The following is a 26,008-nucleotide window of genomic DNA, read 5'->3' as shown; positions in this document are numbered from 1 at the left end:
AAGCCATCAAAAACCGGCCGCAAAAGGCGCGGCCTAGGACGCTCCTGACGTCGCGCCTTTTATGGCGGCGTTATGCGGTAAGGAGAGGTTCGTGAAAAATTTCAAACTCAAAGCTGAACAAATAAAGCCGTTGGCAAAAGGGTTCGGTGGCTGTATCGCTACGGACATGATCACCGTAGAAGGTAAGCCCGTGGGTTATATGTATCGCGACGAGCCAAATAATCCGCAGGATAGCGGCTGGTGTTTCATGTCTGGACACGAATCTCAGGAATATATGGATGAACCAAGCAATCATGCTGTTTATGATGTAAATACAATTGCTAACTACGACCCAGAGATTATTCCTTTTCTAAATGCACCGATAGGAAGTGCTTTTGAAAGAAAAGAAGTTGGACTATTAATTGAAATCAATGAGTAAGTCGCATAACAAGGCCAAGCAGTATCGCGCACTATGTGCGCTGGAGCTCGCTACGCTCGGCCGCTGTTGGCGGCGTTATGCGCTTAGATAAAAAGGAGTATCTAGGTTTGCGTGAAGATTTTCATCTCAAATTCCCGGGGTTTAGCGGATTTCAGTCCAGGTGCCATGTTCGAGTGCTTGCTGAATCGAAAAAGCCGATGGTGGTGATTTGCTCTCAGGTCAAAACGGAACCTGGTACCTCAATCATGAATGCCTATGAAATCATTCGAGGCCATGTTTTTGATTATTTGGCAAAAAAGCAATCCGAGAAGCTGCGCCATGATACGGCTACGGAGTTGGAAGGTTTTGCCGAGACCATAGAAAAAACGAGGAAGTTGAGAGTCGCACTGGTCGCTTACCTCCTCCGTTTCGCGGCTAGAGCACTTACAAACCGAGTGCCGATGCTTGACCAAATTAACAGAGAAGAGCCGGAACTATATTGGATTGAACATTGGCCGAAAGGCACAGGGCTTGGAGAAGATGTTGATTACTTGTTGGTGTCGGAAAATGAAGTAGGTGAGCCGCACTGGCAGCGAGTCAACTTTACGAAGCTTGCTGAGCGTCTCGGGTACTGCGAAGCTGACTTTGAGATACCGGATGAGGCCGTCGCATAAGCAAGCCATCCACCGAATGCCAGAACCTCCGCTTCACTCCGGTTTCGTCACGGGTGATGGCGGTCGTTATGCATTAGGGAGCTGTAATGGAAATGCCTGAGAAAAATATGGTAAACGCCGGAATTGTGTTTATGTTCACGGCGTGGCTTCAGGGTCAAATGTCCGATTTGGTGATTTTTAAGAACAATCCAGATTTGCTTGCTGATTTTATAGATAATCCACGTCGTGTTCCGAATGCATTTCACCGAGTTAGAGTTACCTATTGGGAAAAGCAGTTTGGCCCAGTGAAAAGTGAATTTAAAGAAGCATTTGCAGACATCCTTACCGATGAAGAGAAAATAGATATCGAAGAGCTTTACCACTTAAGAAACATGATTGCACATGCTCACGTCTCGGTGGGCAGAGACTATATGCTTTATCGGCCTTTTGGTGGAGAGCGAAGAGAGCAGAAATTAATTGATGACCTTCAGCTTAAGCCTATTGACGATCAATCAGATCCTATGATCCTAAAAATAGAGCTTTGGAGAGAGGATCGGTTCAAAAATGCTTCGGACTTAATTCAGCGCATTGAACAGATTACACTTAAGAAAGTGGCGGAAAGCGTCGGCGTACCACATAGAAGGATTCGGTAGTGTTGCATAACAAACGCAAGCACTCGGACCAATTTTCCGCTTCGCTTCAAATTGCCCGGTGTTGCGGGCGTTATGTGTAGTGAGTCGGCATGGAAGAAATGAAAGAATACATAGATAGGTTTCAAGGGATTCAACCCCCTCATCTTGCGTTCTACGGTCAAGCTATCAGGTTCAATTTGGAGTCTGCACTTGCTTCTGTTCAATTCCTTGTACAGTGCCTAGAGGCCTCAAGCACAGCAGAAGATCCTGATAGCCTCACTGACCCAATTCTTGACTCTATACAAAATTTATTAATTCACACCGCTAGCCTTTCTAAGTATTTTTGGCCCATTAGCAAGGGTGTTAATAACGTTCATAAAAAGCGCGCTCAAAATTTACGCAAAACTTTTAATATAAAAAGTGACAGCGCTATTCGAAACAAAGATCTAAGGAATCATCTTGAGCACCTAGATGAGAATCTAGATAAATATTTGTGGTCGAAACCTATAGTGGGACATGTGTACCCAGCATATGTAGGGCCAGAGATGCGAAGAGACGAAGTTCCTTATCACTTTTTTAGAGCGTTTTTTACAGAATCAGGCATCTTTGAATCTCTTGGAGTAAGGCTGGATATCCAGCCAATTATTGATGAAATCTACGAAATTTACCGGGGGTCACCTGATGGTGAAAACACATAACAAGGTTATTAACTATGCGCCTCCGGCGCCGGACGCAGCAAAGCTGCGCCGGTTATAACGGCGTTGGGCGTAAAAGCAGATGGCATCTAAGATTCCTGAAGTAAAAGAAATGCTCGATGCTGGTAGTCGTTATCTCGCGGGGAGCTGTTCAATTCAAGAACTGAACGGCTATGCCAGCCAGCTAGCCACGGTATTGCGTTTCTCTGAAGCTCATCCCAAGATAAAAGAAACAGCAGATGAATGGACGGCCATGATTTACCGGCGTTGGAACGAGTGGAATGATGTTAAGGATCCCTTATCCGAAGAGGAGTTTCGAAAGTGGCTGAAAGATCAATTGCTCAAGTAATGTGCAGGTTACGCCCAACAAGGCGCTCAAGTCGCTCACTTCGTTCGCTGGGACGGGCCAAAGCCCGCCCTTTAGCTAATCGTTAAGTTTACGAATTATGAGCCGAGCGTTGATACAGAGAGGACTGGGTGTGGCTCTAATCTTGAGCGGGTTTGTGCTGCTTGTATTAAAGGTGCTAAGTATCCCTGAAGCAAGGCAGGGCTGGGACTCTTGGGCAGCGCCGAATAGCGGCACAGCTCTATTTATTGGTGCTTTGGCTTTTGAGTCAGTGTTGTTGGCTGGACGGTTTGCTCTGGGTTACTGTATTTATTCAAACAAGAACCTTAGTCCTTGGCTGTTTTACGCTTTAGCAGTGCTTGTGGCAATAAGTGGTGTCGCGGGCATTATTTTAGCTGCTGCATGTATAGCTGTTCGTTTATCTTCGAATTCGGGCCATGCAGTCAAAACTTAACAATTCGCTTTTGTCGGACAATTTCTCCACCGCTTCGCGGCTACAAAATTGCCACAAAGCTCCGCGTTAACTGTACATACCTAATGAGCATGATCGCAGAGATAAAGAACAGACTTGGGCAGTATCCGGACCTTCAATACACCGAAGAGTCGAGGCGCATTTCGGTTACGCCAGAAGGCGGATTTACGGTGTGGGCTGCTGACAATGGCGGCTCTTTTACGATCGGTTTTGAAGGTTGGCACGAGGAGTTCGAGACGAAAGAAGAGGCACTCGACTGTTTCGCGTGGGGGCTGAGTGCCGATTGCAGGCTCATGATTGTTAGCCGTGGCGGGAGGCCGCACAAATGGACAGTTCAGAGGCGGAAGTCCGGAGAGTGGTTCACGGACTCGACAACCGGGCTGCTGTTTTTCCCCTACTGGCGCAAAAGAAAAGTCGATTACAAGCAAAATGCCGTCATCAATAGCTAACAAGGCGATGGTCCGGATGACGTTATGTTAATGAGGAATAAGGATATCTTTCGTGGATTCTAAAATTTTAATCATTGCTGGATCATTTAGTTTTTTTGCAGCAGCCTTGCATGTCGGAGTTGTTGTTGGCGGTCCAAGCTGGTATCGGCTTTTTGGGGCAGGGGAGTCAATGGCAAAAATGGCTGAGCAGCACTCACTGAAACCGACGGTTATAACACTTGGTATAGCTGCAGTTTTATTTGTTTGGGGGTGCTATGCGTGGTCTGGGGCTGGTTTTTTGCCGAGCATGCCTTTTATTAAATTGGCTTTATCAGCAATTACGGCTATTTACTTGCTCCGTGGTGTGGTGGGGTTAATTGCTCCGTTTGTAACGAATCACCCACAAATAAGTCAAAACACTACGGCCTTCTGGGTGTGGAGTTCGGCTATTTGCGTGGTTATTGGTTTGTTCCATTTAATTGGTGTGGTTGCAGCATGGCCAGCATTGTAAAAACACACAGCCGGTGCCATCAGTCGGGCCTGGGTAAGCTGTTGCCGTTTTGTAAGGAAGACGCAAAACTTCGCCACTTCACCCAAGGGCGTTAGGCAGCGATGAAGCTAGACAGCTTGCCAATAGCCAGAAAGGCTCTCGCAGAGATCGGCCCGCGCTTTCCATGGTTGAAGCTGATTGAGGATCGGGATGTTCCCGTGGAGCTGAGCGTTACGATTCCAGTTCAACCTGGAATCAAGCAAGAGATATGGCTTTGCCTTCAAAACTATGACGAACTGCATTTTTCGGTAGGCCACTTTTGTCTGGGGTGGTTTCCTTGTACAGATCCTGAACGCGTGAGCGACTATGTGGATGCGGTTTGTGGCTTTATTGGCGGTGAGTCGAGGGCCATTGAACAATGTCGTGGTGACCGATGCCTGAAAGCTCGGCTGCAAGTACCTGACCAGGGTAAATGGAAAACCATAGGCACGTAGACACGGCTTTGTCTACCATTCCCTTGGCGCGTGACCTGGAACGAAGTGCGAAATGCTTAGCCAGCGGCAGCACGGTGACTGCTTCTACACCGCTCTGCGGCTACAAATCGGCACGTGTGTCGAGCATCATGTCTGAAGAGAAACCATATCATGAACACTCTGCAGCGAAGTAGTGAAGTAGACATTGTCAGAATGGCCGCGCTGATTGGTATCTGCGTTGTCAATGTGCCCTTTATGGCACTCCCAGTAGAGTCTGTGTTTATTCCGCCTGATGGTTTTTACGACAAAATTGCAGCCTTTCTGGTGGAAGGTTTTTTTCAGTTGAAGTTTTTTATCCTGTTTTCCTTCATTTTTGGTTGGGGGATGGCCGTTCAGTCAAGGTCTGCAGAGTCAAAAGGCCAGTCTTTTTCAAGGCGTTATTTTAGACGGCTGGCTGGGCTGGCTATTATCGGCGTCGGTCACGCGTTGTTGGTGTTTAGTGGCGATATTTTAGTGTTGTATGCGCTACTGGGCTTGTTTCTTTGGCTGATAAAAGATTATTCGCCTCGGAACTTAATGAAATTCGCAGCCTGGATGCTGCCGTTGAGTATGATTTTTCTCACAATCATTGCGGTGCTCATTGATGCCGTGATGACCGATGCGACTGTTTCAGTTGCCGCAGTGGGAGGCGCCACTCTGGGAGGTGGCTTTCTCGAGGCAACTGAGGCAAGGTTGTCGGACTGGCCTGTAACTCTCGGATTTTTAGTGCTCCTTCAAGGCCCGCTAGCTCTTGGTGCTTTTGCGGCGGGCCTGGCCGCAGCTAAAACAGATTTTTTCTCCCAAAAAAGCGAAGGGTTGAATTTGATTCAACAGCGCTTGCCCCTTTTAGTTATTGTTTCTTTACCTCTGAACGCTTTGTACGCTGCGGTTGTGGGCGGTCTGGTTCCGGGACATTATGAAGTGCTGAATTTGCTTGGGTTTGTGTCAATAGCCATCGGTGCGCCTGCTCTTTCATTGATTTATTTGTATGTCTTCATTCGCCTTTCAAGAGCGGCTAAAGTGCCTCGTTTATTGGTCCTTGCCGGGCAAAATTCGCTGTCATCCTATGTTGCTCAAGGGGTGCTTGCTGGCTTCGTATTCGGTGCCTATGGTTTGGGGTTGTTTCACTCGTTTGGTCACGCGGCCTTGCTTCCAGTTTCTTTGGTGATCGCGCTGGCTGCCATGATGTTGGTCGGTGTTTTTGCCAAGATCTTCGGGCGCGGCCCATTGGAGCCGATTCTGCGCAAAATCAGTGGAAGTTAATCGTGGCATGGCAGATTTTCTGCGCTCGGATAAGGTGCTCGGGTCGCGCTCAGTTGAGCGATGAGCAGTGCATTGCAATGCAATCGAAGCACAGCAAGATTCGGGTCGGCAGTCGTCGTTCCTGCTCCTAACATAGCCTCTGTTCGGGCCTGTGCCCTTTTTTGATGAGCAGAGCCAGGAGGCATGTTCGATGACTATACTTGCTAACAAAGTTGCTATCGTTACCGGTGCCAGTACCGGTATTGGCTACGCAACCGCGAAGCTATTTGCAAGAGAAGGCGCTGCCGTCGTGTTGGCAGCAAGACGGCAAAAGGAGCTCGCTGACCTGGCGGACTCGATCAATGCGCAAGGCGGGCAGGCACTGGCACTCGCAGGCGACGTTGGTGATGAGGCTTTTGCCAAAACGTTGGTGGATGAGGCGGTCAGTCGCTTTGGCGGATTGGATATCGCGTTCAACAATGCAGCTATCCTCGGTGCTATGGGGCCTGTCCCGGACATGTCGAGAACAGAATGGGATCAGGTTATTGCGACGAACCTGACCAGCGCCTTTTTGGGCGCAAAGTACCAACTGCCCGCCATGGCCGCCCGAAGCGGAGGTTCGTTGATTTTTACCTCTACCTTCGTTGGTTACACTGCAGGAATGCCGGGCATGGCAGCCTATGCAGCCAGTAAGGCTGGCCTTATTGGCTTGACCCAAGTACTCGCGTCAGAGCACGGGCCTCAGAATATCCGGGTCAACGCCCTTCTTCCCGGCGGTACTGATACGCCAGCGGGGCGCGAATTTGCCAGTACGCCAGAAGCATTGGCGTTCGTGCACAACCTGCATGCGCTCAAGCGTATGGCGACACCAAATGAAATCGCTCAGTCCGCATTGTACCTGGCATCCGATGCGTCCAGTTTTACGACTGGTTCTGCGATGCTGGTCGATGGTGGTGTATCCATAAATCGTGTCTGAGAGGCGGCACCATGTCAGACTATGAGCGAATCGCAAGCGCTATGGATTATCTGGTTGATCGGGCAATGGATCAGCCCAGCCTGGAACAGATCGCTGCCCATGTGCATTTGAGCCCGTACCACTTTCAACGGCTTTTTTGCCGCTGGGCGGGTACCACGCCGAAGCGCTTTCTACAGGTCCTGACATTGGAACGGGGCAAAGTGCTGCTGGAGAATTCTCATTCCTTGCTCGAGGTCTCACATGAGCTCGGGTTAAGTGGCAGCTCTAGATTGCATGATCATTTTGTGCAGCTGGAGGCAGTCACACCCGGTGAGTATAAAAGTCGAGGTAAACAGGTTCACATTGAGTACGGTGTGCACTCCACCCCGCTGGGGCCTATGTTTGTTGCGGTCACCCGGCGTGGTGTTTGCCAGGCCGAGTTCATGGACTTCAACCGCTTGGAAGAGTTGCTGGAAAACTTGCAAACGGCTTGGCCGCTCGGCTCGATCAGTGAGAGCCTTCTATCTACGCGCTATGTTATTGATGCATTTTTTAATAGTGATACTGCCTCCAAGCATGGCCCGCTATCGCTCCATGTGACAGGAACTAACTTTCAAGTCGCTGTGTGGCGAGCTCTACTGAAAATCCCGCCGGGCGCGGTGGCCAGCTATGGCCAAGTCGCGAAGGCTTTAGGCGCCCCCAAGGCTGCGAGGGCGGTTGGTAACGCCATCGGCGCAAATCCCGTCGCTCTATTGATTCCCTGTCACCGGGTTATACAGCAGAGTGGCGCACTCGGGGGATACCGCTGGGGACCAGCGAAGAAGCTCATGGTGCAAACCTGGGAAAAAATGCGGCATGAGCCCGCTGCGCCTCAACATTCCTAGCCTTCGGCTCGAAAGAAAGCGATTCGGAAAACCGGAAGGCAATCTCGGTATTGGGCTGCTAATGCAGCGTTATTGGACTGGCAATCTGTGCAGAAGGTCAAGGTCCTGCCCATAAACCGGGGTATTCAGGTGTTGTGGTGTGGTCACTGCTGCTGGTTGGGAGGTACAGTGCTCTGGTTTTAAGGCGAGGCCAGAGTTGACCCTTATGGGTCCGCGTGTCTGATAAGGAGTTTGGATGGGCTTGATTATTTTGCCTGCGGTCATTTTTTGGCTGGTAGCGTTATTTTTCTCATGCCGTGCGGGCTTCTACCTCCTGGTGGATAAGCCATTGTTTCCCTATGCGCTGAGCGTGATGCTGATCGCCGTTCTCGCTGCATTACTCTATGTCGGGTTTGGCCTGTTCTCGTTTAAAGGTCGCAGTGAAGTATGGGCTTTTGAAATCCCCAGTTTCTTCCTCTTTAACAAATATGCCGCTTTGATGTTCACCTGCGCAGCGGTGGTGTATTACTTCGGTGGGCACTTGGCGGCTGGGGATCTGGTCAAAGCCGCCTGTTTTGTTGTTGCGTTTTCTGTCGCTCTCGGGAATCTGGCAGGGTGTTTCGGTTCCGGCGCATTCATCAGCAAGTACAACATATCTCAGACTTACTGACGCGCGGCAGCGCTCCTTTGGCGCGTTTAGCCGATTCGCCATGCCATCAGCCAGGCACCTAGCAGAGAACCTGTGACGTACATTCGTTTGTTGGTCTGCTCTCCCTTTACCCTCGGAGTTTTATTGGTTGCCGTTCTGTTGGCTGCTGCCCTTAACCTCTGGTTGCCGGTAAAACTGCGCTTTGCCAGTCCTGCGATGAATTACTGGGCGGTTTGCGCGCTGGCTGCAACGCTTCCGGTGGCCGCCGCTACGCTGGTCGCCTTGATCGTGCCGGTACGGCGCCAGGCGACCTTTGGCGTTGTCTGCCTCTTCTGCGCAATACCCTGTTGGGCTATCGCGCTTTTTGCCTATTACGAAGCGGTCAGCGTCCAGGAGCAGGGAGAGGACGGGTCCTTTCTGCTGCTGGACTCGCTGGCGGTGGAGAACGTGAATTACCGACTCTATCTAAGCGATTGCGGGGCGACTTGCAGTTGGGGCATGGTACTCAGAGCAGAGCGCGATGGCCCGTTTGGTATGAAGGTGGTGCGATCGATCTGGTCTGAATACAGGACACTGGATGAGGCGCAGCTGACGCAGGTCGGGCCGGGTGTACTTCGTGTTGTGGAGAAGGATGGGACTGCACATGACGTTCGCTATTAGAAGCGATTGGCAACTGAAAGCGCTAGAGCCCACGCAACTGGTCAGTCAGCTGGAAGACTGCATACGCTGCGGGGTGACGCACTGAGATAGTGTATTGGGGGGCTATTGCCTGCAATAGGCCATTCAGATGGCTGCTGCAGGGCGGCTGTTAAGCAGATGTTCTTTGCCTTGCACGCGGTCTTGCAACGTGAGCGCTAGCCAAGAAGGGATGTTTTTTGAGTATGGTTAAAGTCTATTACCAGTGTCGTGAAAAGGGTGCGGAGCTGGTTAACCACGAGCGAGAGTTGGCGTCTTATCGTGAAGCCTACGAGGTGATTGATAACTATCCCTGGGCAGAGGAGTTGGCGTTTTTCGAGAAGCTGGGGGAGGGCGGAGGCTTTCTGTTTGTTCTGGGTGATTTGGATGACAAATACGCCAGTTACCAGCTTATACCGTCTGACGTTGATAAGGGCGTGCTGCTGCTCGATGTTGTTTTAAAAAAGGGGGTTATGAATTTTCTGGGGCGCAGATCACTATCAGTTGATTTCGACGTGGTGAGCATCTCAGAAGCCAAGCGTTACATCAAAGAGCTCTTTGCAGGCTCCATTGAGTCCTTGTACGAGAAATACAGGAAATAATTCTTCGCTGACCTCCCGGGCAAGTCCGTTGTCTGATCTGACTGTGAATTCGTCTGCGCCTTCGGTGTCTGAGCGCCAGAAGCTATTCCGGCTTCACTGAGTTTAAGGAGTGAATGAGTGAATCTGCGTTGTGCTGTCTGGTTGCTGCTATGGAGGGTCGGCCTCTGCTGTACGGCGTCGTCCGCCGCTAGATACGAGGTGCCTTGTGATGAACATAACTAGTACACCTTGGATCTTGGTGTCGTTGTTGGCGTCCAGTTCTGTTTTCGCTGCCTGTAACGAAGACGCTGTCAAACCGTCGGAGGCGTCGCGCTTTGTACTGAACGCGGGTGAAGCCTACGATCAGCAGACAAAATTGACCTGGAGCCGGTGCAGTGCAGGTACGCGCTGGACTGAGGGCGGCGGCTGCGCTGGCGAAGTAGCGCTGCTGCGGCTGGATGAAGCAAAACAGTTCGCCCAGGAGATGGGGGGAGGTTGGCGGCTGCCCTCTATCGTCGAACTCCACAGTATCGTGGAGCCGCAATGCGCCAATCCCGCGCTTGACGCCACGGTGTTTCCCGGCGTGACCCATTTCGAAGAGGGGGCACCCTATTGGAGTGATACCCATTTTGAAGAAATGCCGTCGCTGATTTATTTCATTGATTTTGTGGACGGCGCTGTCGATGCGCACAGTGAAGGGTTTGCCTTGGCGGTGCGCCTGGTACGTGATGAGTGATCTGGCGCCATCCGGCCTGGTGCAGGCGGCTATGACATGAGGAATCCAATGAAGGTCAGGAAGTGCTCACGATTGCTGATCGTGAATGAAAAGGATCAACTGTTCTTATTCGAATACAAGGATGAGCATGGCGTAGAGCCTTTCTGGGCGACTGCCGGTGGCGAGCTCAAAGCGGGCGAAACCTACCTGGCTGCTGCCAAACGAGAGCTTTACGAGGAAACCGGGTTAGCGTGCGCGATAGGCGAGCGAGTGCTGGAGCGTGAGGATGTATTTGCGGTGGCAATGTCTGTGCCCGCCATTTGGCAAGAGCAGTACTTTCTCGTGCAGTGCACATCCGATGATGAGGTCTTTGCGGCCAGCTGGACCGACGAGGAAAAGACCACCATACAACGCTGGGCCTGGTGGTCGCTCGACGATATGCGTAGCGCCGAAGCGGTTTTCAAACCGTCGATATTGCCTGATCTGCTGGAAACTGTTTTAGCCAGCAGGGGGCGGGGATGAAGACGCAGCAACTCGGGCGAGGTTTCGTTTGCGCCAAGGCGTTGCATGCAACGCGAACGCCTCTGATCAAACGGCTAATGGCGCTGCGATGAAATACCTATCGCTTGCCTTTTCCGCATTGCTGCTGGGTGGCTGCGCCTTTGGTGTGGTTGATCATAGTCGTGACCACGGCAATGCTGAGACCCTGGCAGCCTGTTTTGTGACCCTCAAGCCCGCCTTCTTATATGAGGCTCGTTGCGCAGATCTGGATGCCGGCGGATTTGGTGACAGCACGTTTTGCACCGGTATTCAGGGGTTTGATCCAGCGCCGTACCAGGTTGATCATCACACCTATCACTATGACTATCCCAAGTCTTGGGAGGCGTACCTTGAGGCAAGGCGCGCGTGGGATGAGACGCTATTTAAGCCGCTCTTGTTTGAGAAACAGAGAAGCATGATTGCTCCGGTGGACGTTGGCACCACGCTGAGCATGACCGGTCTTTATGAGTATCCTCGCGGCGAAACCGGCCGGGTGTTGATCGTCAAAGCCGTGTTAACCAGCGGTGAGTTCCAGGGTACTGAGGTTGAGCTGCCATCGCGCGGAGGTTTTTCTGATGCCGGGCCCGTTTGGGTGCCGCAAAGGACTTATCGGCCCGCGGAGGGTATCGAGCTGTCCTCTGAATTTCTCGCGCCCTGTGAGCGTCAGCCTGAGATGGGCGGCGGGCAGTAGCTGGGCCAGGCGCGTGCAGTCCGGCTGTGGCGCGAATGACAGATAGACGAGGTAGGCAATGACATCAGGTGTGTTGATATTTTTCTGCGGCAAGATGGGAGCAGGTAAATCCACCCGGTCGCGTGAATATGCCCAAGAGCGAAACGCTGTGCTGCTGTCCGAAGATGAATGGCTCGCGGCCATCTACCCGGACAGCATTAAAACCCTGAGCGATTACGTTACCTATTCGGGGAGGCTGAAGCCGCAAATAAAAAAACTGGTTCAGTCGATGCTGTTAACCGGCACTAACGTGGTAATGGATTTTCCAGCCAATACGGTTGCGCAGCGCGCGTGGTTCAAGGGGCTCTTTTCTGAGGTCCAGGCCGAGCATGAGTTGGTTTACATTGATCGCTCGGATGCCACTTGCCTGGCGCATATCGCCCAGAGACGAAAGGAGCAGCCGCACAGAGCCACAACGGACACTGCCGAGATGTTTGAGCAGGTTAACCGGCACTTTGTGGCGCCCCGGCCCGAGGAGGGCTTCAATACCACGGTCATTGCTGCAGATAGCTGACCAGGCTGGATGGTCGCCCGCCTGCCGCGCCAGACAGCCTGGTGCATGTCAGCGCCTGGCGTGCTCGATGCCATCACCGGCAGCCGGTCAATGCCCCAGCCTTGCGCTGCCACTTCATCGGTCACGATCATGGTGGAGTGGGTGTTTTGTTGAGGACGGTAGCCAGCTGGCGGGTCACGTCGGCAATGCGTTCTGCTGTTTGCTTTGCTGAAGGACCCTTGCCTTCGGTGTCTGAGCGCCAGGAGCTGTTCCGACTTCCAACGAGTTTAAGGAGTGAATGAGTGACGCTGCGTTGTGGAATCTGGCTGCTGCTTTGGGGGCTGCCCACCCTCTGCTGGGCGGCGGTGGATAAGGTGGTTGTCGACAAGTCGGCCCGCGAGATGCGCTTGCTGGATGGCGAGCAGGTTGTTGCGGTATATGCCATTGCGCTGGGCGGCTCGCCGCAGGGACACAAGACCCAGGAAGGCGATCAGAAAACGCCTGAGGGGCGGTATGTGCTGGACTACAAGAACGAGTCGTCCTCCTACTATCGCTCCATGCATGTCAGCTACCCAAACGAAGCAGACACTCAGCAGGCGGCTGAGCGCGGGGGCAGTCCCGGCGGCTTGATCATGGTGCATGGGCAACGTAACGGGTTTGGTTGGCTGGCGCCGGTGCTGCAGCGCTTTGACTGGACCGACGGCTGCATTGCGCTTACCAATGCCGAGATGGATGAGTTTATGTCGCTGGTCGCGCCGGGCACGCCGATCGACATCCGCTGGTAGGGCGTTACCGGTGCTCGGGCTGGCTGCTGGCCCGGCGATTTATCAGGAGAACACATGAACCGAATCAACCCAGCCAAGCTGCTGCACAGCAAGTGGACCGCAGTATCGCCGGTCAAGCGCGAGAAACATTTTATGGTGGTGGAGGTCGAGCGCGACGAGGAGGGCGTAGTGCTGTCGTGTCTGCTGGAGGCGGTGCTGACCAAAAGTCAGTACACGATGGACTGGCGCGAGCTGAAAAACGCTGAGCGCTGGCGGCAGGGCTGGGCCTGACCCGCCGCCAGCAAGCGGAGATCAATCTGCGTATTTTGCCTGCATCAGGTAGGCATAGGCGGTGTTGAAGGCGGTTTCCTGATAAGCCTTGAGACCGGTTTCGGTGAAGGGCACGGCAATCGGATTGCGCTTGATGGACTCCTTGATGTCGGTCGGTGACAGGATGATCACATCCAGATCGGCTATCAGTTCAATCGCCGCTTCCAGCTTGAAGCCCACCGCGCCGCCAGCAAATTTGCCCTTCATCGGCCGCTGGCGAATCACGACCTTGTCCACCTGGTAATCTTGCATCAGTTTGGCAAAGGTCTGCTGGAAATAGCGCAGGTCGCTGGCGCTATGGCTGCCAGGCAAGGTCAGACGGCGCGAGCGAAAATCCGGTAGTTGGAACAGCTCGTCCTCCAGTGACAGCAGGCAGAGATTTGCATCGTTACTGTTGAGGTCAACACCGCACACTTTCATAAAAAGCCCAATTCTGTGATTTCGGCGCAGTATAGCGCAGGGCGTCGGCGCGGGCTGCGCTTGCTGAGCTGATGGCTTGGCCAGAAGGCTTGTGCCAGAGCTGCCGGTTCTGTTTTTGCTTGGTATAGTGTTGGCCGCCGCCGAAGGCCGCATGATGTCCGCTGCGGCCTCGCCCCTTTGTCTGCACAGGACGTGATGTGATGAAGAAGTACGCGTTGTTCTCCGGGATGCTGATCCCCGTCTGGCTGTTCTGCGGTGTGCTGATCGCAGGCTCTCTGTATCCCGGCTATAGCCATGTTGACCAGGCCATGAGTGAGTTGGGTGCGTTGGAGGCGCCAACGCATCAACTGTCTCCCATCATCAATAACTTCCCGCTGGGCGTTCTGTTTCTGCTGTTTGGCGGCGCGGTGGTCAGCCTGTTCTCGGGCGCGCGTCTGGCTCAGTTCTCAGGCTTGCTGTTGATGCTGCATGGTCTGGCAAGCATCAGCGCCGGCCTGTTTGCCTGTGATCCGGGCTGTAACCCGGTTGAGCCGTCGCCGGATCAGGTGCTGCATAATCTCTCCGGGCTGGTGATGTTCGCCTCGCTGACGCTGGCCAACCTGCTGTGGGTATATTTGGCACGCAAACGCGTGGGGGCGACCGGTTTCAGCTGGTTCTCGCTGGTTTGCCTGATTGTGTCGCTGGCAGTCATGCCGCTGATGGCTGCCGCGGTGGAGTCGGGTGAGGCGTTTGGGCTTTATCAGCGCATCAACTACGGCGTGTCGGTTATCTGGCTGGGAACGCTGGCGTGGATGCTGACCCGCCTGCCTGGAACGATGCCCGTCAACGCCCGGAGCACCTGAGATGCTGCAGCCTGTGATTCAAGAACAGACCTCCGGCTGCGGTATTGCCTCGTCCGCGGTGCTGTTGGGGCTCAGTTATGCGCAGATGAAGGCCACGGCCAACGCCATGGGCATCTTTGCCGAAGACCCGGCACTGTGGTCGGATACGCAGTATGTGCGGCGTCTGCTGGCGACGGGCGACCTTGTGGTCTCGGCCACCGAGGAGCCCTTTGTGTCCTGGGAAGCCTTGCCGGATATGGCGTTGCTGGCGATCAAACACCATTGGGAGGGCGACCGCCCCTTCTGGCACTGGGTGGTGTTTGAGCGGGTAGAAGGCGCCATGCGGGTGCTGGATTCAGCCAGCTACCTGCCGGCCAATGTGCGCACCGACTTTGCGGCCATGCAGCCCAAGTGGTTTATCCAGGTGGGCGCAAGCACGCTATCTGCTTGAACGCAGGGCGCCCCGTACACATGCGTAGAGGTCCGCCGCGCGGCCCGCAGTGGCCGCCATGACAGGAACGGGTATGTACTTATTTGAAACCGCTCGGCTTAAGGTGCGGCCGCTCTCAATGCAGGACCTGCCGGCCTTGACGGCCCTGCTCGGCGACCCTGCCGTGATGGAGTATTCCATTCGAGGTGTCTGCGACGAGGCGGCTACCCGGCAGTTTATTGCGTGGTGCGAGGCCTGTTATGCCGAGTCGGGGGTTGGTCCTTGGGCACTGGAGGAGCGAGCCACAGGTGAGCTGGCGGGCTTCTGCGGTATCAATGCTGAGCAGGTGGATGGCGAGGAGGAGACCAGTCTGGGGTATCGGCTGGCCCGGCGCTATTGGCATCAGGGACTGGCGACGGAGGCGGCTCGCGCTGTTGCTCAGTACGCCTTCGACGAGAAAGGCTGCGAGTCGCTGGTGGCGATTATTGAGCCGGCGCATATCGCGTCCATCCGTGTGGCAGAAAAGGTCGGCTTTGCGCAGTACACTGTGCACCGCTTTCACGACCGCCCGGTGCGCCTGTACCGGCTTGAGCGAGCGGCGTGGCGGGCCCGCAGCCAGCGACCGGCTGGCGCCTGATAGCGACGCTGCCACGTCGTTCGATCCAACGATTCAGGAGTGCCCATGAGCACCTTACACATCAGAGATGCCCACGTTGCCGACAGCGAGCTGATCCTGCATTTTGTGCGCGAGCTGGCACGTTATGAAAAAGCCGAACAGGAAGTGATTGCCACGCGGTCTGATATCGAGGCGTCCATCTTTGGTGAGCAATCGACCGTGCGTGCGCTGATCTGCGAGGCTGATGGGCAGCCAATCGGCTTTGCGGTGTATTTCTTCAACTACTCCACCTGGCAGGGGCGTCGCGGCCTCTATCTGGAAGACCTCTACGTATCGCCCGAGTATCGCGGCGGGGGTGCCGGCAAGGCGTTACTCAAGCATCTGGCGCGGATTGCCGTGGACGGTGGCTGCGGGCGCTTTGAATGGAGCGTGCTGGACTGGAACGAGCCGGCCATCAGGTTCTATGAGTCGATCGGCGCCAAGGCCAAGAGCGAGTGGGTGGGCTATCAGTTGGCGGGTGAGGCGCTGCAGGCGTTCAGCAAGGGCTAACGCGGCCGCTGTACTCGGGGTGCAGGGCCGGCAAGTTGGCCGCCAGCGCCATCTTCTGTGAAAATGGTCGGCCATTTTCCTGTTACCGAGGGCGCTCATGACCAGCGATACCTTTGAACGCACTCCCTTGCCGTTGCCGAGGGACTTTGATCCGGATAAGGACCGGCTGCTGCTGCACTCGTGCTGCGCGCCCTGTTCCGGTGAGGTCATGGAGGCGATCCATGCCACCGGTATCGACTACGCGATCTTCTTCTACAACCCCAATATTCATCCGGCCAAGGAATATGAAATCCGCAAGCAGGAGAATATTCGCTTTGCCGAGCAGCATGGCGTGCCCTTTATTGATGCCGATTACGACACTGATAACTGGTTTGCCCGGGCCAAGGGCATGGAGCATGAACCTGAGCGCGGTGTGCGCTGCACCATGTGCTTTGACATGCGCTTTGAACGCACGGCCCTGTACGCCCATGAGCATGGGTTCTCGCTGATCAGTAGTTCGCTGGGTATCTCGCGCTGGAAGAACATGGCGCAGATCAACGATTGCGGGCACCGCGCCACCAAGCCCTACCCGGCCATGCGTTATTGGGACTACAACTGGCGCAAGGGCGGCGGCAGCGCGCGCATGATCGACATCAGCAAGCGCGAGCGGTTTTATCAGCAGGAGTACTGCGGCTGTATCTACTCGCTGCGCGACAGCAACCTGCATCGTCGCTCCCAGGGACGGGATCTGATTCGCATTGGCGTGCAGTATTACGGCGATGACGACGCCGGCAGCTGACACCGTTCGATTGTGCTTCTACCAACACCGGCCCCGAGCCGGTGTTGTGCTATCTGAACCTGTTGTCTTGGCGGGTGCGCAGTGGTTCGCATGCCGTGACCGCGTGCCTTGACCCCAAGGGCGTGGTGCCTTTGTGTTGCCTGCGAGGCAGACAACATGGAGCAGGGAGGCACGATGCGAGGCTGGAAGCAGGCGGGACTGGCGTTGATGCTGTTGGTGGTGCAGGCGTCGCCGGCGCAGCAAACGGGGCTTCAGTTGGCACAGAGCTACCGGGACGAGGTGGCGGTTGAGCAATACTGGATCAGCGAAAAGCTGGACGGTGTGCGTGGGCGCTGGGACGGCGAACAGTTGTTGACGCGCGGAGGCTATCCAGTGCGAGTACCGGACTGGTTTACCCAGGGCTGGCCAGCGTATCCGATGGACGGCGAGCTGTGGTTGGGGCGTGGGCGCTTTGCGCAAATCAGCGCGCTGGTGCGCAGCAGCGATGTTCCCGAGCAGGCGTGGCGGCACGTGCGCTTTATGGTGTTTGACCTGCCGGAACACGGCGGGCCTTTCTCTGAGCGGGTGGCGGTCATGGCGGGGCTGACAGCGCTCGGCAGTGACTACCTGCTGCCAGTCCAGCAGTCTAGACTGCCCAACAGCGCCGCACTGGCGCGTGAGCTGGAGCGGGTGGTGGCGCTGGGCGGTGAGGGGTTGATGCTGCATCACCAGAGTGCGCGTTACCACGCAGGCCGCAGCGACGCGCTGCTGAAATACAAGCTGCACGACGATGCCGAGGCGTTTGTGGTGGGCTACACCGCGGGGCAGGGCAAGTACGCCGGGCAGGTGGGGGCGCTGATCGTCGAGGATGAACAGGGCCGGCGGTTTCGGCTGGGGTCGGGCCTCAGCGACGTCGACCGTGTGACACCGCCGGCCCTGGGCAGCCGGGTAACCTATCGCTATAACGGACTGACAGCAGGCGGGATGCCGCGCTTTGCCCGGTACCTCCGCGAACGCCCGGTAAGTGATGAGTGATGACAGGAGGGGCTGGATGACGGGGTGGAGTAGAGGGTGCAGCGGGGGGCGGCGCAGTGCCGTCCTGATCAGCGCGGCGTTGGCCGTTTGGAGCGCTGGCGCGCAGGGCGCTGAGCCGGTCTGTGAGCAGGCACGTCAGCTGGCGGAAGCGGTGTATGCCTCCACCGCGCCACGTCTGTATGCGCCGCAGGTATTGCCTGAGCCTTTCGCCGGGCGTTGGCAGCTGGGGGCTTTGCAGGCCGATATTTCCGCTGGCGCGCCCTTGCATCATGGCGGCGTCTTTGTGCATGAGTCAGATGCACAGGGGCGCGATCGTTATGTGACGCAAGCGAACGCCCAAGGCCGGCAGTTGGTTGTCGAGCAGCAACCCCGAGGCTGGCAGGGTGACGTCTATTCGGCCCGTTGGCGCAGTCCCGCTGCACCGGATGCACTGCTGCTGGAAGACAGCTGGCGACCGCCGCTGGTGTTTACCAGTGACCAGGGGCTGTGGCTGGTGACCCTGGGGGAGCCGTATCAGGTTCTTGCCCCTTGGCGGGTGTTCTCTGCCAACAGTGCGCGGCCGGCCTGTGTACTCGGCTTTCGTCCACCGGCCAGCGCATTGCCGGCGGCGGTTGAGCGGCTGACAGCCTTGCTGGATCAGGCCCTTGGCCCCGGCCTCAATGAAGGGACCCTGCAACCGACGGCGCGCATTCGTCTGGCGGCGGCGCACATGCTTGGCAACCTCGCGCAGCGGCCCTGGGCGCTGGACGCGACAGCTGCCTACAACCGTCGCTCAACGGTCGATGCCGCGCTGCGAGAGTGGGCTGACCAGGCCCCGGAACATCGGCTACTGCTGGATAAGCTGGATGCACACTACGCTCCGGCAGAACAGGCGCTGGCCGACTATTATCAAAAGGTTTTCGGTGCACCGGATGACGATGCACAGCAGATGGCTGCCTGGGCACTGGATCTGCTTTATCGCGTGTGGTTTGTCTTTCCCGCCGCAGAGTCTCAGCCGGTATCGGTGCCATCCAGCAACCCCTGGCCCGCGCACCTCAGGCCCGAAACGGTGGTGGAGGACCTTGTCGAGGATGACTGATGCAGCGGGTATCCTGGAGCGCAATGCTATTGGTATGCAGCCTCAATGCGGCTGCGGCGAACAACAACCACTACATCATTGACCCCGAGGACGGGGTCTACGATTCCAACGGTTTTCTCTCCAAGCTGCCCGGCGGTTTCGTGCCGGTGCCGACCATTATCACCGAGCCCGCGGTGGGCAATGGTCTGGCGGTAACCGGCCTGCTGTTTCATGAGTCCGACGAGGAAGCGGCGGCGCGCGAGCGCGGCCAGGCGAGTCAATTGCCGAGCAATATTTCCCTGCTGGGGGTAGGCGCCACCGATAACGGCACCAAGGGCGCCGGCATTGGCCATCTGGGGTTCTGGATGGATGATCGCCTGCGTTACAAGGGCTTCCTGCTCTACGGTGACCTGAATCTGGAGTTCTATTCGCTGGGTAAGACCAGCCTCCAGCGTCCGGTCGAAATGAATCTGGTAGGGCCATTTGTCTTTCAGCAGCTGATGATGCGTTACCACGACAGCAATTGGTTTGCCGGCGTGCGTCAGCTTTATCGCGAGGTAAATACGACCTACACCGCCTCGCGCGAGGCCGGCAAGGTGCCGCCCGCCGCAGCGGACCTGGTGGCCCGCTTTCTGGAAAAAGACATCACCACGTCCGGGCTCGGGCTGGTACTGGAGTACGACTCACGCAACAACCCGTTGGGGCCGACGGCGGGATTCAACTATGTTGCCCACCTCAGCCGTTTCGACGAGGCGATTGGCAGTGACGTGGAATACAACGCGCTACATCTGCATGGCCTGAATTACTGGGAGTTATCTCCGCACTGGGATGTTGCCCTGCGCGCGCAGTATGACGCGGTGGCCGGCGATCGCAGCCTGCCGCCCTACGTGCTGCCGTCGATCGACTTGCGTGGTATCTCCGCCACCCGCTATCAGGGGGAAGCGGTGCTGGTCACCGAGGCCGAGCTGACCTGGAAGTGGCGACCCAACTGGAAGTTCAACCTGTTCACCGGCGTTGGCCGCACGGGTGACACCCTGGGTGATATTGGCGCCAGCTCCTCCCGCGTGAACCGCGGTGCAGGCGTGCGCTATCAGGTGTTGCAGCAATACGGGTTCTGGATGGGGGGGGATGTGGCTGAAGGGCCGGAGGACAGTGCGTTTTACATTCAGGCAGGGTCCGCCTGGTAGCGTCGGGGGATGCTGCGGCCTGCTGTTGCGCCCCTTTTTTACGGGCGAACCTCTGTGATCGCGGGCGGTCTATCTGCCTGTTGTCGGCGTGGCCGGCTTGTGTGAGGTGATGTGCCCGTGAAGCGGATTGTTCTAGTGACCCTGATGCTGTTGATGGCCGGTTGCAGCGTGCTGCCCAAGGGCGCGGGTGTGGAGAGCGGACAGGCCTCCTATTATGCCGACCGGCACCAGAATCAGCTGACCGCCAATGGTGAGCGCTACAGCCATGACCGGTTGACGGCAGCGCACAAGACCCTGCCCTTTGGTACGCGGGTCAAGGTAACCAACCTGAATAATGGCAAGAGCGTGGTGGTGCGGATCAACGACCGCGGTCCCTTCGTGCGCGGGCGGGTGATCGATCTGTCCAAGTCTGCCTTTACACGCATTGGCAGTTTGCGCGAAGGACTGTTGCCGGTGCGACTCGAGATACAGTAAGGCGGGTGGGCATCCGGCTGGGTCGGTGGCGTCGTTGGCTGAACCCGGCATAGCGGTGGATCGGCCCCGGCGCAGAGCCGGGGCTGATGTGTCGCGTGGATCAGCCGAGTAGAACGGCGTGGCCAGCCTTGGGATCAATCCGTCCGGCAACCAGATCCTCTACCAGTACCTTGGCCTGTTCCAGGCCGTGATGCTCGTTGATCAGCATCCAGGGCTGCTCGGGGTTCTTGATGCGCTGGGTAAATGCCAATTGCGCCTTGTTGAACTTGCGCGTGACCTCGGCGGCGCCCCAATCGGCATTGCGCTTCTTGATCTGGTAGGGCGCAAAATAGGGCTGCGGGGCCGGGCCGTGGGAGGGCGTGTCGGCGGCGCTGAGGTGTTCGTGGTTCTGCGCCGAGCCTGCAAAGCAGCTGTGTACCAGGTTATCCTGGAAGTGCTGGTGCACGCGGTTACGCAGGTCGTTGTTGCCGGAGAAGTCGACGTAAATGGTCGGCACGCTGGCATCCAGCTGCTCGACATCGTCATAGGCCAGCGCCTGGGCGTAGCAGCCCAGCTTCTCGACGAACTCGGTGTTGCCGCTGGAGGTCAGGCCGATCAGCTCGACGTTCGGGTTGTCTTCCAGGCAGAAGGCCGTGCCGTAGGCGGTTTTGCTGGAAGCGCTGGAGAAAACGATGCGGCGCGCGCCGAAGAAGGCGTTGTCTTCCAGAAAGTCGGCCAGCATAAATGAAGTAATGAACAGCGGGCGCAGCAGCATTTGATAGTTTTCATCTTCAGCACGGTAGGCGGCGTCGGTGCTGATGCGCTGATACTGGTTGTAGGCAGAAGTCAGCTCCAGGCGGTGGGGGATGCCGTCATAGAAGCCGCGCTCCGATACCCGTACCGGGTTCATCACCACATGCGAGGCAATCGGCCAGTAACCGTAGAAGCGCTCACCCACCTGCAGGCCTTCGACGGTGGTCTCGACGATTTCGGCAAAGCCCCAGGCCGGCATGTGAAACCACTCGGCGGCGCCGGTGGGGAAGAAGTCCCAGTAGCGCAGGTGGGGCGTTTCGCCAAAGGCGGCGTAGGTGATGTTGTTGGTGGTCAGCGCCAGACGATCGATGCGCAGCAGCGCTTCGCCCGGTTGCAGGGCGGGTAGCGGCTGGGTGGCGATGCGGGTCTGATGGAGGTCTTTCTTGTTGTTCTGCAACTGGCTGATAACGGTCATGGTCGACTCCGGTTGGGGGTGAATCCGTTGTGCAATGACTGTAGCCTGTCTGTCTCGTTACCGGGTTCGGAATTCCATGACCAGTAAAGCCACCCCCTCACAGCCGCGTAACAAGCCACTCAAACGTCCGACTCAGGCGCGTGCCAAGTTCACGGTGCAGGCTATTTTCGACACCTATGTTCGGATTTGGCAGCGTGAGGGCTGGGAGCGCATCACCACCCGAGCGGTGGCGCTGGAGGCGGGCGTGGCGGTGGGCACGCTGTACGATTACTTCCCGAGTAAGGAGGCATTGCACTCGGGCTATGTGCGGCATTGCATCGAGCGCATGCTGGAGGCGATTCAGGAGCAGGCTATCGCCCCGCCTGACCTGAGCTGGCAGGAGCGGGTGGCGCGCCTGGTGCGGTTACTGGGCGGTGTGGCTGGCGAGTCGGCATGGTTTCATCCGCAGATGCTGGAGCTGGAACCGGTGGTAGCCGAGGCCAAGCATCAGCAGCGCGCCTACAGTGAGTTGCTGCAGGCCTGGCGCCGGGTGCTGGAGGCTGCCGATGATCTGCCGGCGATGCCATCTGATGCGCAGCTTGAGGCCTTGCACCTGATGGTCTGGGGGGCGCGGCGCTATGCGCTGCTGGTGGAGCTACCGGCGGAGCGACTGCAGGCAGCCGTCAGCGCGCAGGTGGACTGCTGCCTGCGCCTGCTGGCCAGCCCGGCAGCGCTCAGCGCCGACTGACGCGCACGTCCAGATAGTCCCGTTGAACGGCGGTCTCCAATGCGTTGGCGGCGTTGACCAGTTCATCGTAGGTTTCCCGATAGGCGCGCAAACGGGCAACCTGCTCTTCGCCCGGCGGTTTGCCGGCGCTGTGCTCGGCGATGTCCAGCAGGCAGCACAGATAGTCTTTGCGGCACTGTGCGATCATGCTCAGCATGGGTTTCAAGGCCTCAATGCTGAGCGCGGGAATGGCCGGATTGATCACCTCGCGGTTGACTTCCCTGCGCAGCTTTTCGAGCTCCAGCAGCAGGCGGTTGCTGTCGATGGTCATGGGTGTCTCCTTGCCGGTCATGCGGTTGTTATGCTGCCAGTCTAGTCCAGGCTGTCGGTCCGTGGGCTGCGCTGGCATGGAGTTATTCGGAGGATAGCGAATGTATAAATTATGCTTTTACGTGCCGGTCAGTCACCTGGAACAGGTGAAACAAGCGGTGTTTGCAGCTGGCGCCGGACGCCTGGGTAACTACGACAGTTGCTGCTGGCAGGTTGCGGGGCTGGGGCAGTTTCGCCCGCTGGCCGGCAGCAACCCGCATCTGGGCATGCAGGACCAGGTCGAGCAGGTTGAGGAGTACCGGGTGGAGATGCTGTGCGCCGGGGACTGCCTAACCGGGGCCATTGAGGCGTTGAAAGCGGCTCACCCATACGAGGAGCCGGCATTCGATTACGTCCGCACCCATATCGCCTGACGGGCAGGCTGCATCGGGCGCAGCCTGCCTGGCCAACATTTACTTCAGCTGGTTGGCAAACTGACTGACCACGTTGACCACCTGCTGCGCGCCTTTCTTGATCTCATGCATGACCCGGCCGGATTCGCTGGACAGTTCCAGGCCTTGCTGCGCCTTCTGCTGACTCTGCTTGATAGCCGTGACGGTAGATTGGGTCAGACTCTGGTTTTTTTGCACCACCTCTACGATTTCCTCGGTGGCTTTACTGGTGCGCTGGGCCAGCTGTCGCACCTCATCGGCGACCACCGCGAAACCACGACCCTGTTCCCCCGCGCGCGCCGCTTCAATGGCGGCATTGAGGGCCAGCAGATTGGTCTGGTCGGCGATGCTGCTGATGCTCTGGACGATACTGGCGATCAGTTGCGACTGCTTGTCCAGCGCCGACATCTCCTCACCGGCCCGCTCCATCTGCACGGACAGCTCGCGTATGACCTGCAGGGTGTTGTCTATCACCTGAGCGCCCTCGTCGGCGATGGCGTCGGTTTGGGTCGAGGTCTCAAAGGCGACACTGGCAGCGTTGGCAACCGCCTGTTCGCGCTCGATCTCCTTGGTGATCACGGTCGCAAATTTGACCACTTTGTACAGCTCGTTGTCCTGGCTGAAGATCGGGTTGTAAGAGGCTTCCAGCCAGACCGCGTTGCCGTAATGGTCGAATCGTTTGAAACGGTCGGATACGCACTCGCCGCGGCCCAGTCTGTCCCAGAACGCGGTATAGGCACTGGAATTGACTTCGTCGGGATCACAGAAAATGCGGTGATGCTTGCCGATGATATCCTCTTTGCGGTAGCCCATGGCGCTCAAAAAGCAGTCATTGGCGTGCAGTACATGGCCCTTGAGATCAAACTCGATCAGCGCCATCGAGCGGTTCAGGGCCTGAATCAGATCCTGATACTCGCGCGAGGTCTCGATGGTGCGGGTGAGCACGGTGCTGTGCAGGGTGAACTGTTGCAGTTGCTGGCGTTCATCCCTGATCGGCTGCAGGATGGAGCGCAGCCAAGCCTGTTTGCCTTCTGCGCGCTGAAACTGAATCGCGCCTACCCAGTGCTCTTTATTCTCCAGCGCCGCCTTCAGGCTTTTGAAGTGCGGGGTGCTGCGGGCATTTTCCGGCACGAAGTCGAGCAGCTTGCGGCCGCTTACCCGGTCCTGCGAATAACCCAGCTCGTTTGCCGAATTGCTGTTCTGCCCGGTAATGACACCGGCTTCATCGAGCGTCATGACCAGCATTTCCCTGTTCAGGCTGTCGGCCACCTGCTCCAGGCGGAACAACTTCTTTTCCAGCTGAGCTATTTTTTCTTCGTGCTTTCTACTGAAAAACATGACACCTCCATTGGCGGCCGCGCGTGGTCGGTCTGCGCCCCGCTTGGCGTGAGAGCAAGCTTGGTTAGGTTGCATCACACTTGTTTCGAGAGCGGGTGGGCAATGCGACCAGGTGACTCAGCCTGGTCGACCATGGGTCAAGGCACGATCTCAACGATGGTGCCATCCGGTACCAGCTCCCACAGCTCGCGCATTTCCGCGTTGCCCAAGGCTATGCAGCCATTGGTCCAGTCCAGCCCCTTGAAGTACCACTCAGGGTATTCCTCGTCGATGGGGGTGCCGTGGATCATGATCATGCCGCCCGGATCCTCGATGCCGGCCTCAAAGGCGGCCATGCGGTCCTTCAAGTTGGGGTAGTCCAAATGCAGGCTGAGATTGTACTGCGCGCTTTCGTGCCGCCAATCAATGCTGTACACGCCCTCGGGCGTGCGCTGATCACCCTGCTGGCGCTTGGGGCCAACCGGTTGCCGGCCCAGTGATATGCGGTACTCGTGCAAGACCTCGCCGTTACTGATGATTTGCAAGCGGCGCTCCGACTTGTCGATCAGCAGGCGATCGATCGGCGGTTGAGCCGCCAACGCGGACACACTGAACAGGCAGCAGAGCAGCAGGCCGACCAGTCTCATCGGCGCACCTGCCCGGGGCGGTAGGTGATGTCGCGCATGTGTACCGGGTAGTGCTGTTGCTGCCGGTCAATGAAGTACTGCTTCAGGGTCTTGCCTATGGTCGGGAAGGCGAGCTCATCCCAAGGGATCTCGTCCTCGTGGAACAGCCGTACTTCGAGGCTTTCCTCGCCGGCGCTGAAGTCCAGATCGGCCAGCTCGCCGCGGAAGAACATGTACACCTGATTGATGTGGGGCAGGTTGAACAGCATGTACAGCTGTTGCGACTGCAGCCGCGCACGGGCTTCTTCCCAGGTTTCGCGCAGGGCGGCCTGCTCGGTGGTTTCTCCGTTTTCCATAAAGCCGGCGGGCAGTGTCCAGTAGCCCAGGCGCGGCTCGATGGCTCGGCGGCACAGCAGCACCTGTTGCTCGTGCACGGCGAGGCAGCCGGCGACGATACGCGGGTTCTGGTAATGGATGGTCTCGCAGTGGTCACAGACGAAGCGCGAACGGGTGTCTCCATCGGGGACGCGTGCGGTAACCGACTGGCCGCACTCGCTACAGAACTTCATGTTGTTATCCGGCAGTCTGAAGAAAAGGTCAGGCCCTATCTTGCTGATGCGGCGGGCTGACGGCAAGGGTCAGAACGCAATCGGCTTTGCCTGTGCTATCGACAGGTATTCACGCCGTGGTGCGGCTGGTTCTGCCCTGGTGATCATGCCATCATTGAGAAAATAAACGAGGACGTTTGCCTGGGTCTGTTGACGTTTCCTTCACCCGCTTGCCGGAGGCCATCTTGGGGCCAGGCACGGCGGAGGAAGCGCGGCGTAGTCGCTCTACATAAGCGACCGACAACGCAGCATGGCAAAAAAATGGCCCCGGCCCT

36 protein-coding genes and 2 pseudogenes are annotated in these 26,008 nt (G+C 56.9%); 31 read left to right on the top strand and 7 right to left on the bottom strand.

All coding sequences use genetic code 11. The features are described from left to right. Window positions 1-91: 91 nt before the first annotated feature. From ASB58_RS12165 to ASB58_RS12075, 20 genes are all read left to right on the top strand, one after another. A complete protein-coding gene (locus ASB58_RS12165) occupies window positions 92-418 on the top strand; it encodes a DUF2185 domain-containing protein (RefSeq protein WP_202974629.1) in 327 nt (108 codons plus the stop codon). A 107-nt stretch (window positions 419-525) separates the two neighbouring features. After that, the gene (locus tag ASB58_RS12160; protein WP_147336825.1) at window positions 526-1,071 is read left to right on the top strand and encodes a hypothetical protein; all 546 of its coding nucleotides are present in this window, start codon (window positions 526-528) and stop codon (window positions 1,069-1,071) included. 86 nt (window positions 1,072-1,157) lie between these two features. Next, window positions 1,158-1,703 carry a hypothetical protein gene (locus tag ASB58_RS12155; RefSeq protein ID WP_118131040.1) on the top strand — a complete coding sequence of 182 codons (546 nt, stop codon included), beginning with the start codon at window positions 1,158-1,160 and terminating at the stop codon, window positions 1,701-1,703. A gap of 89 nt (window positions 1,704-1,792) precedes the next feature. Continuing rightward, window positions 1,793-2,380 carry a hypothetical protein gene (locus tag ASB58_RS12150; protein WP_118131039.1) on the top strand — a complete coding sequence of 196 codons (588 nt, stop codon included), beginning with the start codon at window positions 1,793-1,795 and terminating at the stop codon, window positions 2,378-2,380. 79 nt (window positions 2,381-2,459) lie between these two features. Then, window positions 2,460-2,726, top strand: coding sequence for a hypothetical protein (locus tag ASB58_RS12145; protein WP_147336824.1), 267 nt, complete (start codon window positions 2,460-2,462; stop codon window positions 2,724-2,726). Between the two features lie 534 nt (window positions 2,727-3,260). Further along, window positions 3,261-3,644: a hypothetical protein gene (locus ASB58_RS12140; protein ID WP_147336823.1), complete on the top strand. Its 384-nt coding sequence runs from the start codon at window positions 3,261-3,263 to the stop codon at window positions 3,642-3,644. A gap of 52 nt (window positions 3,645-3,696) precedes the next feature. Continuing rightward, window positions 3,697-4,134, top strand: a complete 438-nt coding sequence (locus ASB58_RS12135; protein ID WP_118131036.1) for a hypothetical protein — start codon at window positions 3,697-3,699, stop codon at window positions 4,132-4,134. A gap of 101 nt (window positions 4,135-4,235) precedes the next feature. Continuing rightward, window positions 4,236-4,607 carry a hypothetical protein gene (locus ASB58_RS20260; protein WP_147336822.1) on the top strand — a complete coding sequence of 124 codons (372 nt, stop codon included), beginning with the start codon at window positions 4,236-4,238 and terminating at the stop codon, window positions 4,605-4,607. 150 nt (window positions 4,608-4,757) lie between these two features. Beyond that, the gene (locus ASB58_RS12130) at window positions 4,758-5,888 is read left to right on the top strand and encodes a DUF418 domain-containing protein (RefSeq protein ID WP_118131035.1); all 1,131 of its coding nucleotides are present in this window, start codon (window positions 4,758-4,760) and stop codon (window positions 5,886-5,888) included. A 190-nt stretch (window positions 5,889-6,078) separates the two neighbouring features. Then, complete coding sequence (locus ASB58_RS12125; protein ID WP_118131034.1) at window positions 6,079-6,843, top strand: SDR family oxidoreductase; 765 nt, start codon at window positions 6,079-6,081, stop codon at window positions 6,841-6,843. An 11-nt stretch (window positions 6,844-6,854) separates the two neighbouring features. Next, window positions 6,855-7,706 carry a bifunctional transcriptional activator/DNA repair enzyme AdaA gene (locus ASB58_RS12120; protein WP_118131033.1) on the top strand — a complete coding sequence of 284 codons (852 nt, stop codon included), beginning with the start codon at window positions 6,855-6,857 and terminating at the stop codon, window positions 7,704-7,706. A 235-nt stretch (window positions 7,707-7,941) separates the two neighbouring features. Then, window positions 7,942-8,355 (top strand): hypothetical protein, encoded by a 414-nt coding sequence (locus ASB58_RS12115; RefSeq protein WP_118131032.1) that lies wholly within the window; start codon window positions 7,942-7,944, stop codon window positions 8,353-8,355. A 72-nt stretch (window positions 8,356-8,427) separates the two neighbouring features. Then, complete coding sequence (locus tag ASB58_RS12110) at window positions 8,428-8,994, top strand: hypothetical protein (protein WP_118131031.1); 567 nt, start codon at window positions 8,428-8,430, stop codon at window positions 8,992-8,994. Window positions 8,995-9,215: 221 nt separating this feature from the next. Further along, a complete protein-coding gene (locus tag ASB58_RS12105; protein WP_202974628.1) occupies window positions 9,216-9,611 on the top strand; it encodes a hypothetical protein in 396 nt (131 codons plus the stop codon). Between the two features lie 208 nt (window positions 9,612-9,819). After that, window positions 9,820-10,326, top strand: a complete 507-nt coding sequence (locus tag ASB58_RS12100) for an Lcl C-terminal domain-containing protein (protein ID WP_118131029.1) — start codon at window positions 9,820-9,822, stop codon at window positions 10,324-10,326. Between the two features lie 48 nt (window positions 10,327-10,374). Next, window positions 10,375-10,827, top strand: a complete 453-nt coding sequence (locus ASB58_RS12095; RefSeq protein WP_118131028.1) for an NUDIX hydrolase — start codon at window positions 10,375-10,377, stop codon at window positions 10,825-10,827. Between the two features lie 88 nt (window positions 10,828-10,915). Beyond that, complete coding sequence (locus tag ASB58_RS12090; protein WP_118131027.1) at window positions 10,916-11,536, top strand: hypothetical protein; 621 nt, start codon at window positions 10,916-10,918, stop codon at window positions 11,534-11,536. A gap of 58 nt (window positions 11,537-11,594) precedes the next feature. Continuing rightward, window positions 11,595-12,089, top strand: a complete 495-nt coding sequence (locus ASB58_RS12085; RefSeq protein ID WP_118131026.1) for a P-loop nucleotide/nucleoside kinase family protein — start codon at window positions 11,595-11,597, stop codon at window positions 12,087-12,089. A gap of 281 nt (window positions 12,090-12,370) precedes the next feature. Beyond that, the gene (locus ASB58_RS12080) at window positions 12,371-12,853 is read left to right on the top strand and encodes a L,D-transpeptidase family protein (protein ID WP_235827289.1); all 483 of its coding nucleotides are present in this window, start codon (window positions 12,371-12,373) and stop codon (window positions 12,851-12,853) included. Between the two features lie 54 nt (window positions 12,854-12,907). Next, on the top strand, window positions 12,908-13,123 hold the full coding sequence (locus ASB58_RS12075; protein ID WP_118131025.1) for a TIGR02450 family Trp-rich protein: 216 nt from the start codon (window positions 12,908-12,910) through the stop codon (window positions 13,121-13,123). A gap of 21 nt (window positions 13,124-13,144) precedes the next feature. On the opposite strand, the gene ASB58_RS12070 is transcribed toward ASB58_RS12075, so the two are convergent. Continuing rightward, a complete protein-coding gene (locus tag ASB58_RS12070; RefSeq protein ID WP_118131024.1) occupies window positions 13,145-13,582 on the bottom strand; it encodes a DUF3010 family protein in 438 nt (145 codons plus the stop codon). Between the two features lie 200 nt (window positions 13,583-13,782). Between ASB58_RS12070 and ASB58_RS12065 the strand changes: the two genes are divergently transcribed. The 9 genes from ASB58_RS12065 (at window position 13,783) to ASB58_RS12025 (ending at window position 20,508) form a co-directional block, all read left to right on the top strand. Beyond that, window positions 13,783-14,424: a DUF998 domain-containing protein gene (locus tag ASB58_RS12065; RefSeq protein WP_118131022.1), complete on the top strand. Its 642-nt coding sequence runs from the start codon at window positions 13,783-13,785 to the stop codon at window positions 14,422-14,424. A 1-nt stretch (window position 14,425) separates the two neighbouring features. Next, window positions 14,426-14,854 (top strand): hypothetical protein, encoded by a 429-nt coding sequence (locus ASB58_RS12060; protein ID WP_118131020.1) that lies wholly within the window; start codon window positions 14,426-14,428, stop codon window positions 14,852-14,854. Window positions 14,855-14,927: 73 nt separating this feature from the next. After that, window positions 14,928-15,470, top strand: a complete 543-nt coding sequence (locus ASB58_RS12055) for a GNAT family N-acetyltransferase (protein ID WP_118131018.1) — start codon at window positions 14,928-14,930, stop codon at window positions 15,468-15,470. Between the two features lie 45 nt (window positions 15,471-15,515). After that, window positions 15,516-15,998 (top strand): GNAT family N-acetyltransferase, encoded by a 483-nt coding sequence (locus tag ASB58_RS12050; RefSeq protein ID WP_096003129.1) that lies wholly within the window; start codon window positions 15,516-15,518, stop codon window positions 15,996-15,998. A gap of 97 nt (window positions 15,999-16,095) precedes the next feature. Beyond that, window positions 16,096-16,776, top strand: a complete 681-nt coding sequence (locus ASB58_RS12045; RefSeq protein WP_118131016.1) for an epoxyqueuosine reductase QueH — start codon at window positions 16,096-16,098, stop codon at window positions 16,774-16,776. 174 nt (window positions 16,777-16,950) lie between these two features. Next, window positions 16,951-17,790, top strand: a complete 840-nt coding sequence (locus ASB58_RS12040; protein ID WP_118131014.1) for a DNA ligase — start codon at window positions 16,951-16,953, stop codon at window positions 17,788-17,790. Window positions 17,791-17,806: 16 nt separating this feature from the next. Next, window positions 17,807-18,868 carry a hypothetical protein gene (locus ASB58_RS12035; RefSeq protein ID WP_147336821.1) on the top strand — a complete coding sequence of 354 codons (1,062 nt, stop codon included), beginning with the start codon at window positions 17,807-17,809 and terminating at the stop codon, window positions 18,866-18,868. Then, window positions 18,868-20,034: a BamA/TamA family outer membrane protein gene (locus ASB58_RS12030; RefSeq protein ID WP_235827288.1), complete on the top strand. Its 1,167-nt coding sequence runs from the start codon at window positions 18,868-18,870 to the stop codon at window positions 20,032-20,034. Before ASB58_RS12035 ends, ASB58_RS12030 begins: the two co-directional genes overlap by 1 nt. Before the next feature lie 144 nt (window positions 20,035-20,178). After that, window positions 20,179-20,508 (top strand): septal ring lytic transglycosylase RlpA family protein, encoded by a 330-nt coding sequence (locus ASB58_RS12025; protein ID WP_118131146.1) that lies wholly within the window; start codon window positions 20,179-20,181, stop codon window positions 20,506-20,508. A 100-nt stretch (window positions 20,509-20,608) separates the two neighbouring features. Here ASB58_RS12025 and ASB58_RS12020 read toward each other — a convergent pair whose 3' ends face one another. Then, a complete protein-coding gene (locus ASB58_RS12020; RefSeq protein WP_118131008.1) occupies window positions 20,609-21,715 on the bottom strand; it encodes a DUF2855 family protein in 1,107 nt (368 codons plus the stop codon). 76 nt (window positions 21,716-21,791) lie between these two features. Here ASB58_RS12020 and ASB58_RS12015 point away from each other — a divergent pair, with 76 nt between their 5' ends. Beyond that, the gene (locus ASB58_RS12015; protein WP_118131006.1) at window positions 21,792-22,442 is read left to right on the top strand and encodes a TetR/AcrR family transcriptional regulator; all 651 of its coding nucleotides are present in this window, start codon (window positions 21,792-21,794) and stop codon (window positions 22,440-22,442) included. Here the strand turns inward: ASB58_RS12015 and ASB58_RS12010 are convergent. Further along, a complete protein-coding gene (locus tag ASB58_RS12010; protein ID WP_096003124.1) occupies window positions 22,429-22,752 on the bottom strand; it encodes a hypothetical protein in 324 nt (107 codons plus the stop codon). The two genes, ASB58_RS12015 and ASB58_RS12010, sit on opposite strands and share 14 nt — an antisense overlap. Window positions 22,753-22,852: 100 nt before the next feature. On the opposite strand from ASB58_RS12010, the gene ASB58_RS12005 reads away from it, so the two are divergent. Further along, entirely contained in the window at window positions 22,853-23,164 is a 312-nt protein-coding gene (locus tag ASB58_RS12005) for a YqfO family protein (RefSeq protein WP_118131004.1), read from the top strand. Between the two features lie 39 nt (window positions 23,165-23,203). Here ASB58_RS12005 and ASB58_RS20590 read toward each other — a convergent pair. The 4 genes and pseudogenes from ASB58_RS20590 to ASB58_RS11990 all read right to left on the bottom strand — a co-directional run. Next, window positions 23,204-23,635: pseudogene (locus tag ASB58_RS20590) on the bottom strand (methyl-accepting chemotaxis protein); the annotation flags it as partial. A gap of 105 nt (window positions 23,636-23,740) precedes the next feature. Further along, window positions 23,741-24,418: pseudogene (locus tag ASB58_RS20585) on the bottom strand (PAS domain-containing protein); the annotation flags it as partial. A gap of 239 nt (window positions 24,419-24,657) precedes the next feature. Next, window positions 24,658-25,146, bottom strand: a complete 489-nt coding sequence (locus ASB58_RS11995) for a L,D-transpeptidase family protein (protein ID WP_096003122.1) — start codon at window positions 25,144-25,146, stop codon at window positions 24,658-24,660. After that, a complete protein-coding gene (locus ASB58_RS11990; protein WP_096003121.1) occupies window positions 25,143-25,694 on the bottom strand; it encodes an NUDIX hydrolase in 552 nt (183 codons plus the stop codon). Before ASB58_RS11990 ends, ASB58_RS11995 begins: the two co-directional genes overlap by 4 nt. Window positions 25,695-26,008 lie beyond the last annotated feature (314 nt).

Origin of the sequence: Pseudomonas abyssi, from assembly GCF_003444685.1 — a bacterium.
GTDB classification, from domain to species: Bacteria; Pseudomonadota; Gammaproteobacteria; order Pseudomonadales; family Pseudomonadaceae; genus Halopseudomonas; species Halopseudomonas abyssi.
The sequence above is the reverse complement of the archived record's forward strand: the minus strand, read 5'-3'. Positions and strand labels throughout refer to the sequence as shown.

Bases quoted from the DNA above. Each gene is read 5' to 3' on its own strand.
- ASB58_RS12120 (WP_118131033.1), top strand. From the start codon at position 6,855: ATGTCAGACTATGAGCGAATCGCAAGCGCTATGGATTATCTGGTTGAT.
- ASB58_RS12040 (WP_118131014.1), top strand. From the start codon at position 16,951: ATGCGAGGCTGGAAGCAGGCGGGACTGGCGTTGATGCTGTTGGTGGTG.
- ASB58_RS12105 (WP_202974628.1), top strand. From the start codon at position 9,216: ATGGTTAAAGTCTATTACCAGTGTCGTGAAAAGGGTGCGGAGCTGGTT.
- ASB58_RS12100 (WP_118131029.1), top strand. From the start codon at position 9,820: ATGAACATAACTAGTACACCTTGGATCTTGGTGTCGTTGTTGGCGTCC.
- ASB58_RS12140 (WP_147336823.1), top strand. From the start codon at position 3,261: ATGAGCATGATCGCAGAGATAAAGAACAGACTTGGGCAGTATCCGGAC.
- ASB58_RS12130 (WP_118131035.1), top strand. From the start codon at position 4,758: ATGAACACTCTGCAGCGAAGTAGTGAAGTAGACATTGTCAGAATGGCC.
- ASB58_RS12155 (WP_118131040.1), top strand. From the start codon at position 1,158: ATGGAAATGCCTGAGAAAAATATGGTAAACGCCGGAATTGTGTTTATG.
- ASB58_RS11995 (WP_096003122.1), bottom strand. From the start codon at position 25,146: ATGAGACTGGTCGGCCTGCTGCTCTGCTGCCTGTTCAGTGTGTCCGCG.
- ASB58_RS12115 (WP_118131032.1), top strand. From the start codon at position 7,942: ATGGGCTTGATTATTTTGCCTGCGGTCATTTTTTGGCTGGTAGCGTTA.
- ASB58_RS12065 (WP_118131022.1), top strand. From the start codon at position 13,783: ATGAAGAAGTACGCGTTGTTCTCCGGGATGCTGATCCCCGTCTGGCTG.
- ASB58_RS12010 (WP_096003124.1), bottom strand. From the start codon at position 22,752: ATGACCATCGACAGCAACCGCCTGCTGCTGGAGCTCGAAAAGCTGCGC.
- ASB58_RS11990 (WP_096003121.1), bottom strand. From the start codon at position 25,694: ATGAAGTTCTGTAGCGAGTGCGGCCAGTCGGTTACCGCACGCGTCCCC.
- ASB58_RS12060 (WP_118131020.1), top strand. From the start codon at position 14,426: ATGCTGCAGCCTGTGATTCAAGAACAGACCTCCGGCTGCGGTATTGCC.
- ASB58_RS12015 (WP_118131006.1), top strand. From the start codon at position 21,792: ATGACCAGTAAAGCCACCCCCTCACAGCCGCGTAACAAGCCACTCAAA.
- ASB58_RS12055 (WP_118131018.1), top strand. From the start codon at position 14,928: ATGTACTTATTTGAAACCGCTCGGCTTAAGGTGCGGCCGCTCTCAATG.
- ASB58_RS12085 (WP_118131026.1), top strand. From the start codon at position 11,595: ATGACATCAGGTGTGTTGATATTTTTCTGCGGCAAGATGGGAGCAGGT.
- ASB58_RS12070 (WP_118131024.1), bottom strand. From the start codon at position 13,582: ATGAAAGTGTGCGGTGTTGACCTCAACAGTAACGATGCAAATCTCTGC.
- ASB58_RS12035 (WP_147336821.1), top strand. From the start codon at position 17,807: ATGACGGGGTGGAGTAGAGGGTGCAGCGGGGGGCGGCGCAGTGCCGTC.
- ASB58_RS12075 (WP_118131025.1), top strand. From the start codon at position 12,908: ATGAACCGAATCAACCCAGCCAAGCTGCTGCACAGCAAGTGGACCGCA.
- ASB58_RS12095 (WP_118131028.1), top strand. From the start codon at position 10,375: ATGAAGGTCAGGAAGTGCTCACGATTGCTGATCGTGAATGAAAAGGAT.
- ASB58_RS12145 (WP_147336824.1), top strand. From the start codon at position 2,460: ATGGCATCTAAGATTCCTGAAGTAAAAGAAATGCTCGATGCTGGTAGT.
- ASB58_RS12025 (WP_118131146.1), top strand. From the start codon at position 20,179: ATGCTGTTGATGGCCGGTTGCAGCGTGCTGCCCAAGGGCGCGGGTGTG.
- ASB58_RS12005 (WP_118131004.1), top strand. From the start codon at position 22,853: ATGTATAAATTATGCTTTTACGTGCCGGTCAGTCACCTGGAACAGGTG.
- ASB58_RS12050 (WP_096003129.1), top strand. From the start codon at position 15,516: ATGAGCACCTTACACATCAGAGATGCCCACGTTGCCGACAGCGAGCTG.
- ASB58_RS20260 (WP_147336822.1), top strand. From the start codon at position 4,236: ATGAAGCTAGACAGCTTGCCAATAGCCAGAAAGGCTCTCGCAGAGATC.
- ASB58_RS12020 (WP_118131008.1), bottom strand. From the start codon at position 21,715: ATGACCGTTATCAGCCAGTTGCAGAACAACAAGAAAGACCTCCATCAG.
- ASB58_RS12090 (WP_118131027.1), top strand. From the start codon at position 10,916: ATGAAATACCTATCGCTTGCCTTTTCCGCATTGCTGCTGGGTGGCTGC.
- ASB58_RS12150 (WP_118131039.1), top strand. From the start codon at position 1,793: ATGGAAGAAATGAAAGAATACATAGATAGGTTTCAAGGGATTCAACCC.
- ASB58_RS12030 (WP_235827288.1), top strand. From the start codon at position 18,868: ATGCAGCGGGTATCCTGGAGCGCAATGCTATTGGTATGCAGCCTCAAT.
- ASB58_RS12125 (WP_118131034.1), top strand. From the start codon at position 6,079: ATGACTATACTTGCTAACAAAGTTGCTATCGTTACCGGTGCCAGTACC.
- ASB58_RS12045 (WP_118131016.1), top strand. From the start codon at position 16,096: ATGACCAGCGATACCTTTGAACGCACTCCCTTGCCGTTGCCGAGGGAC.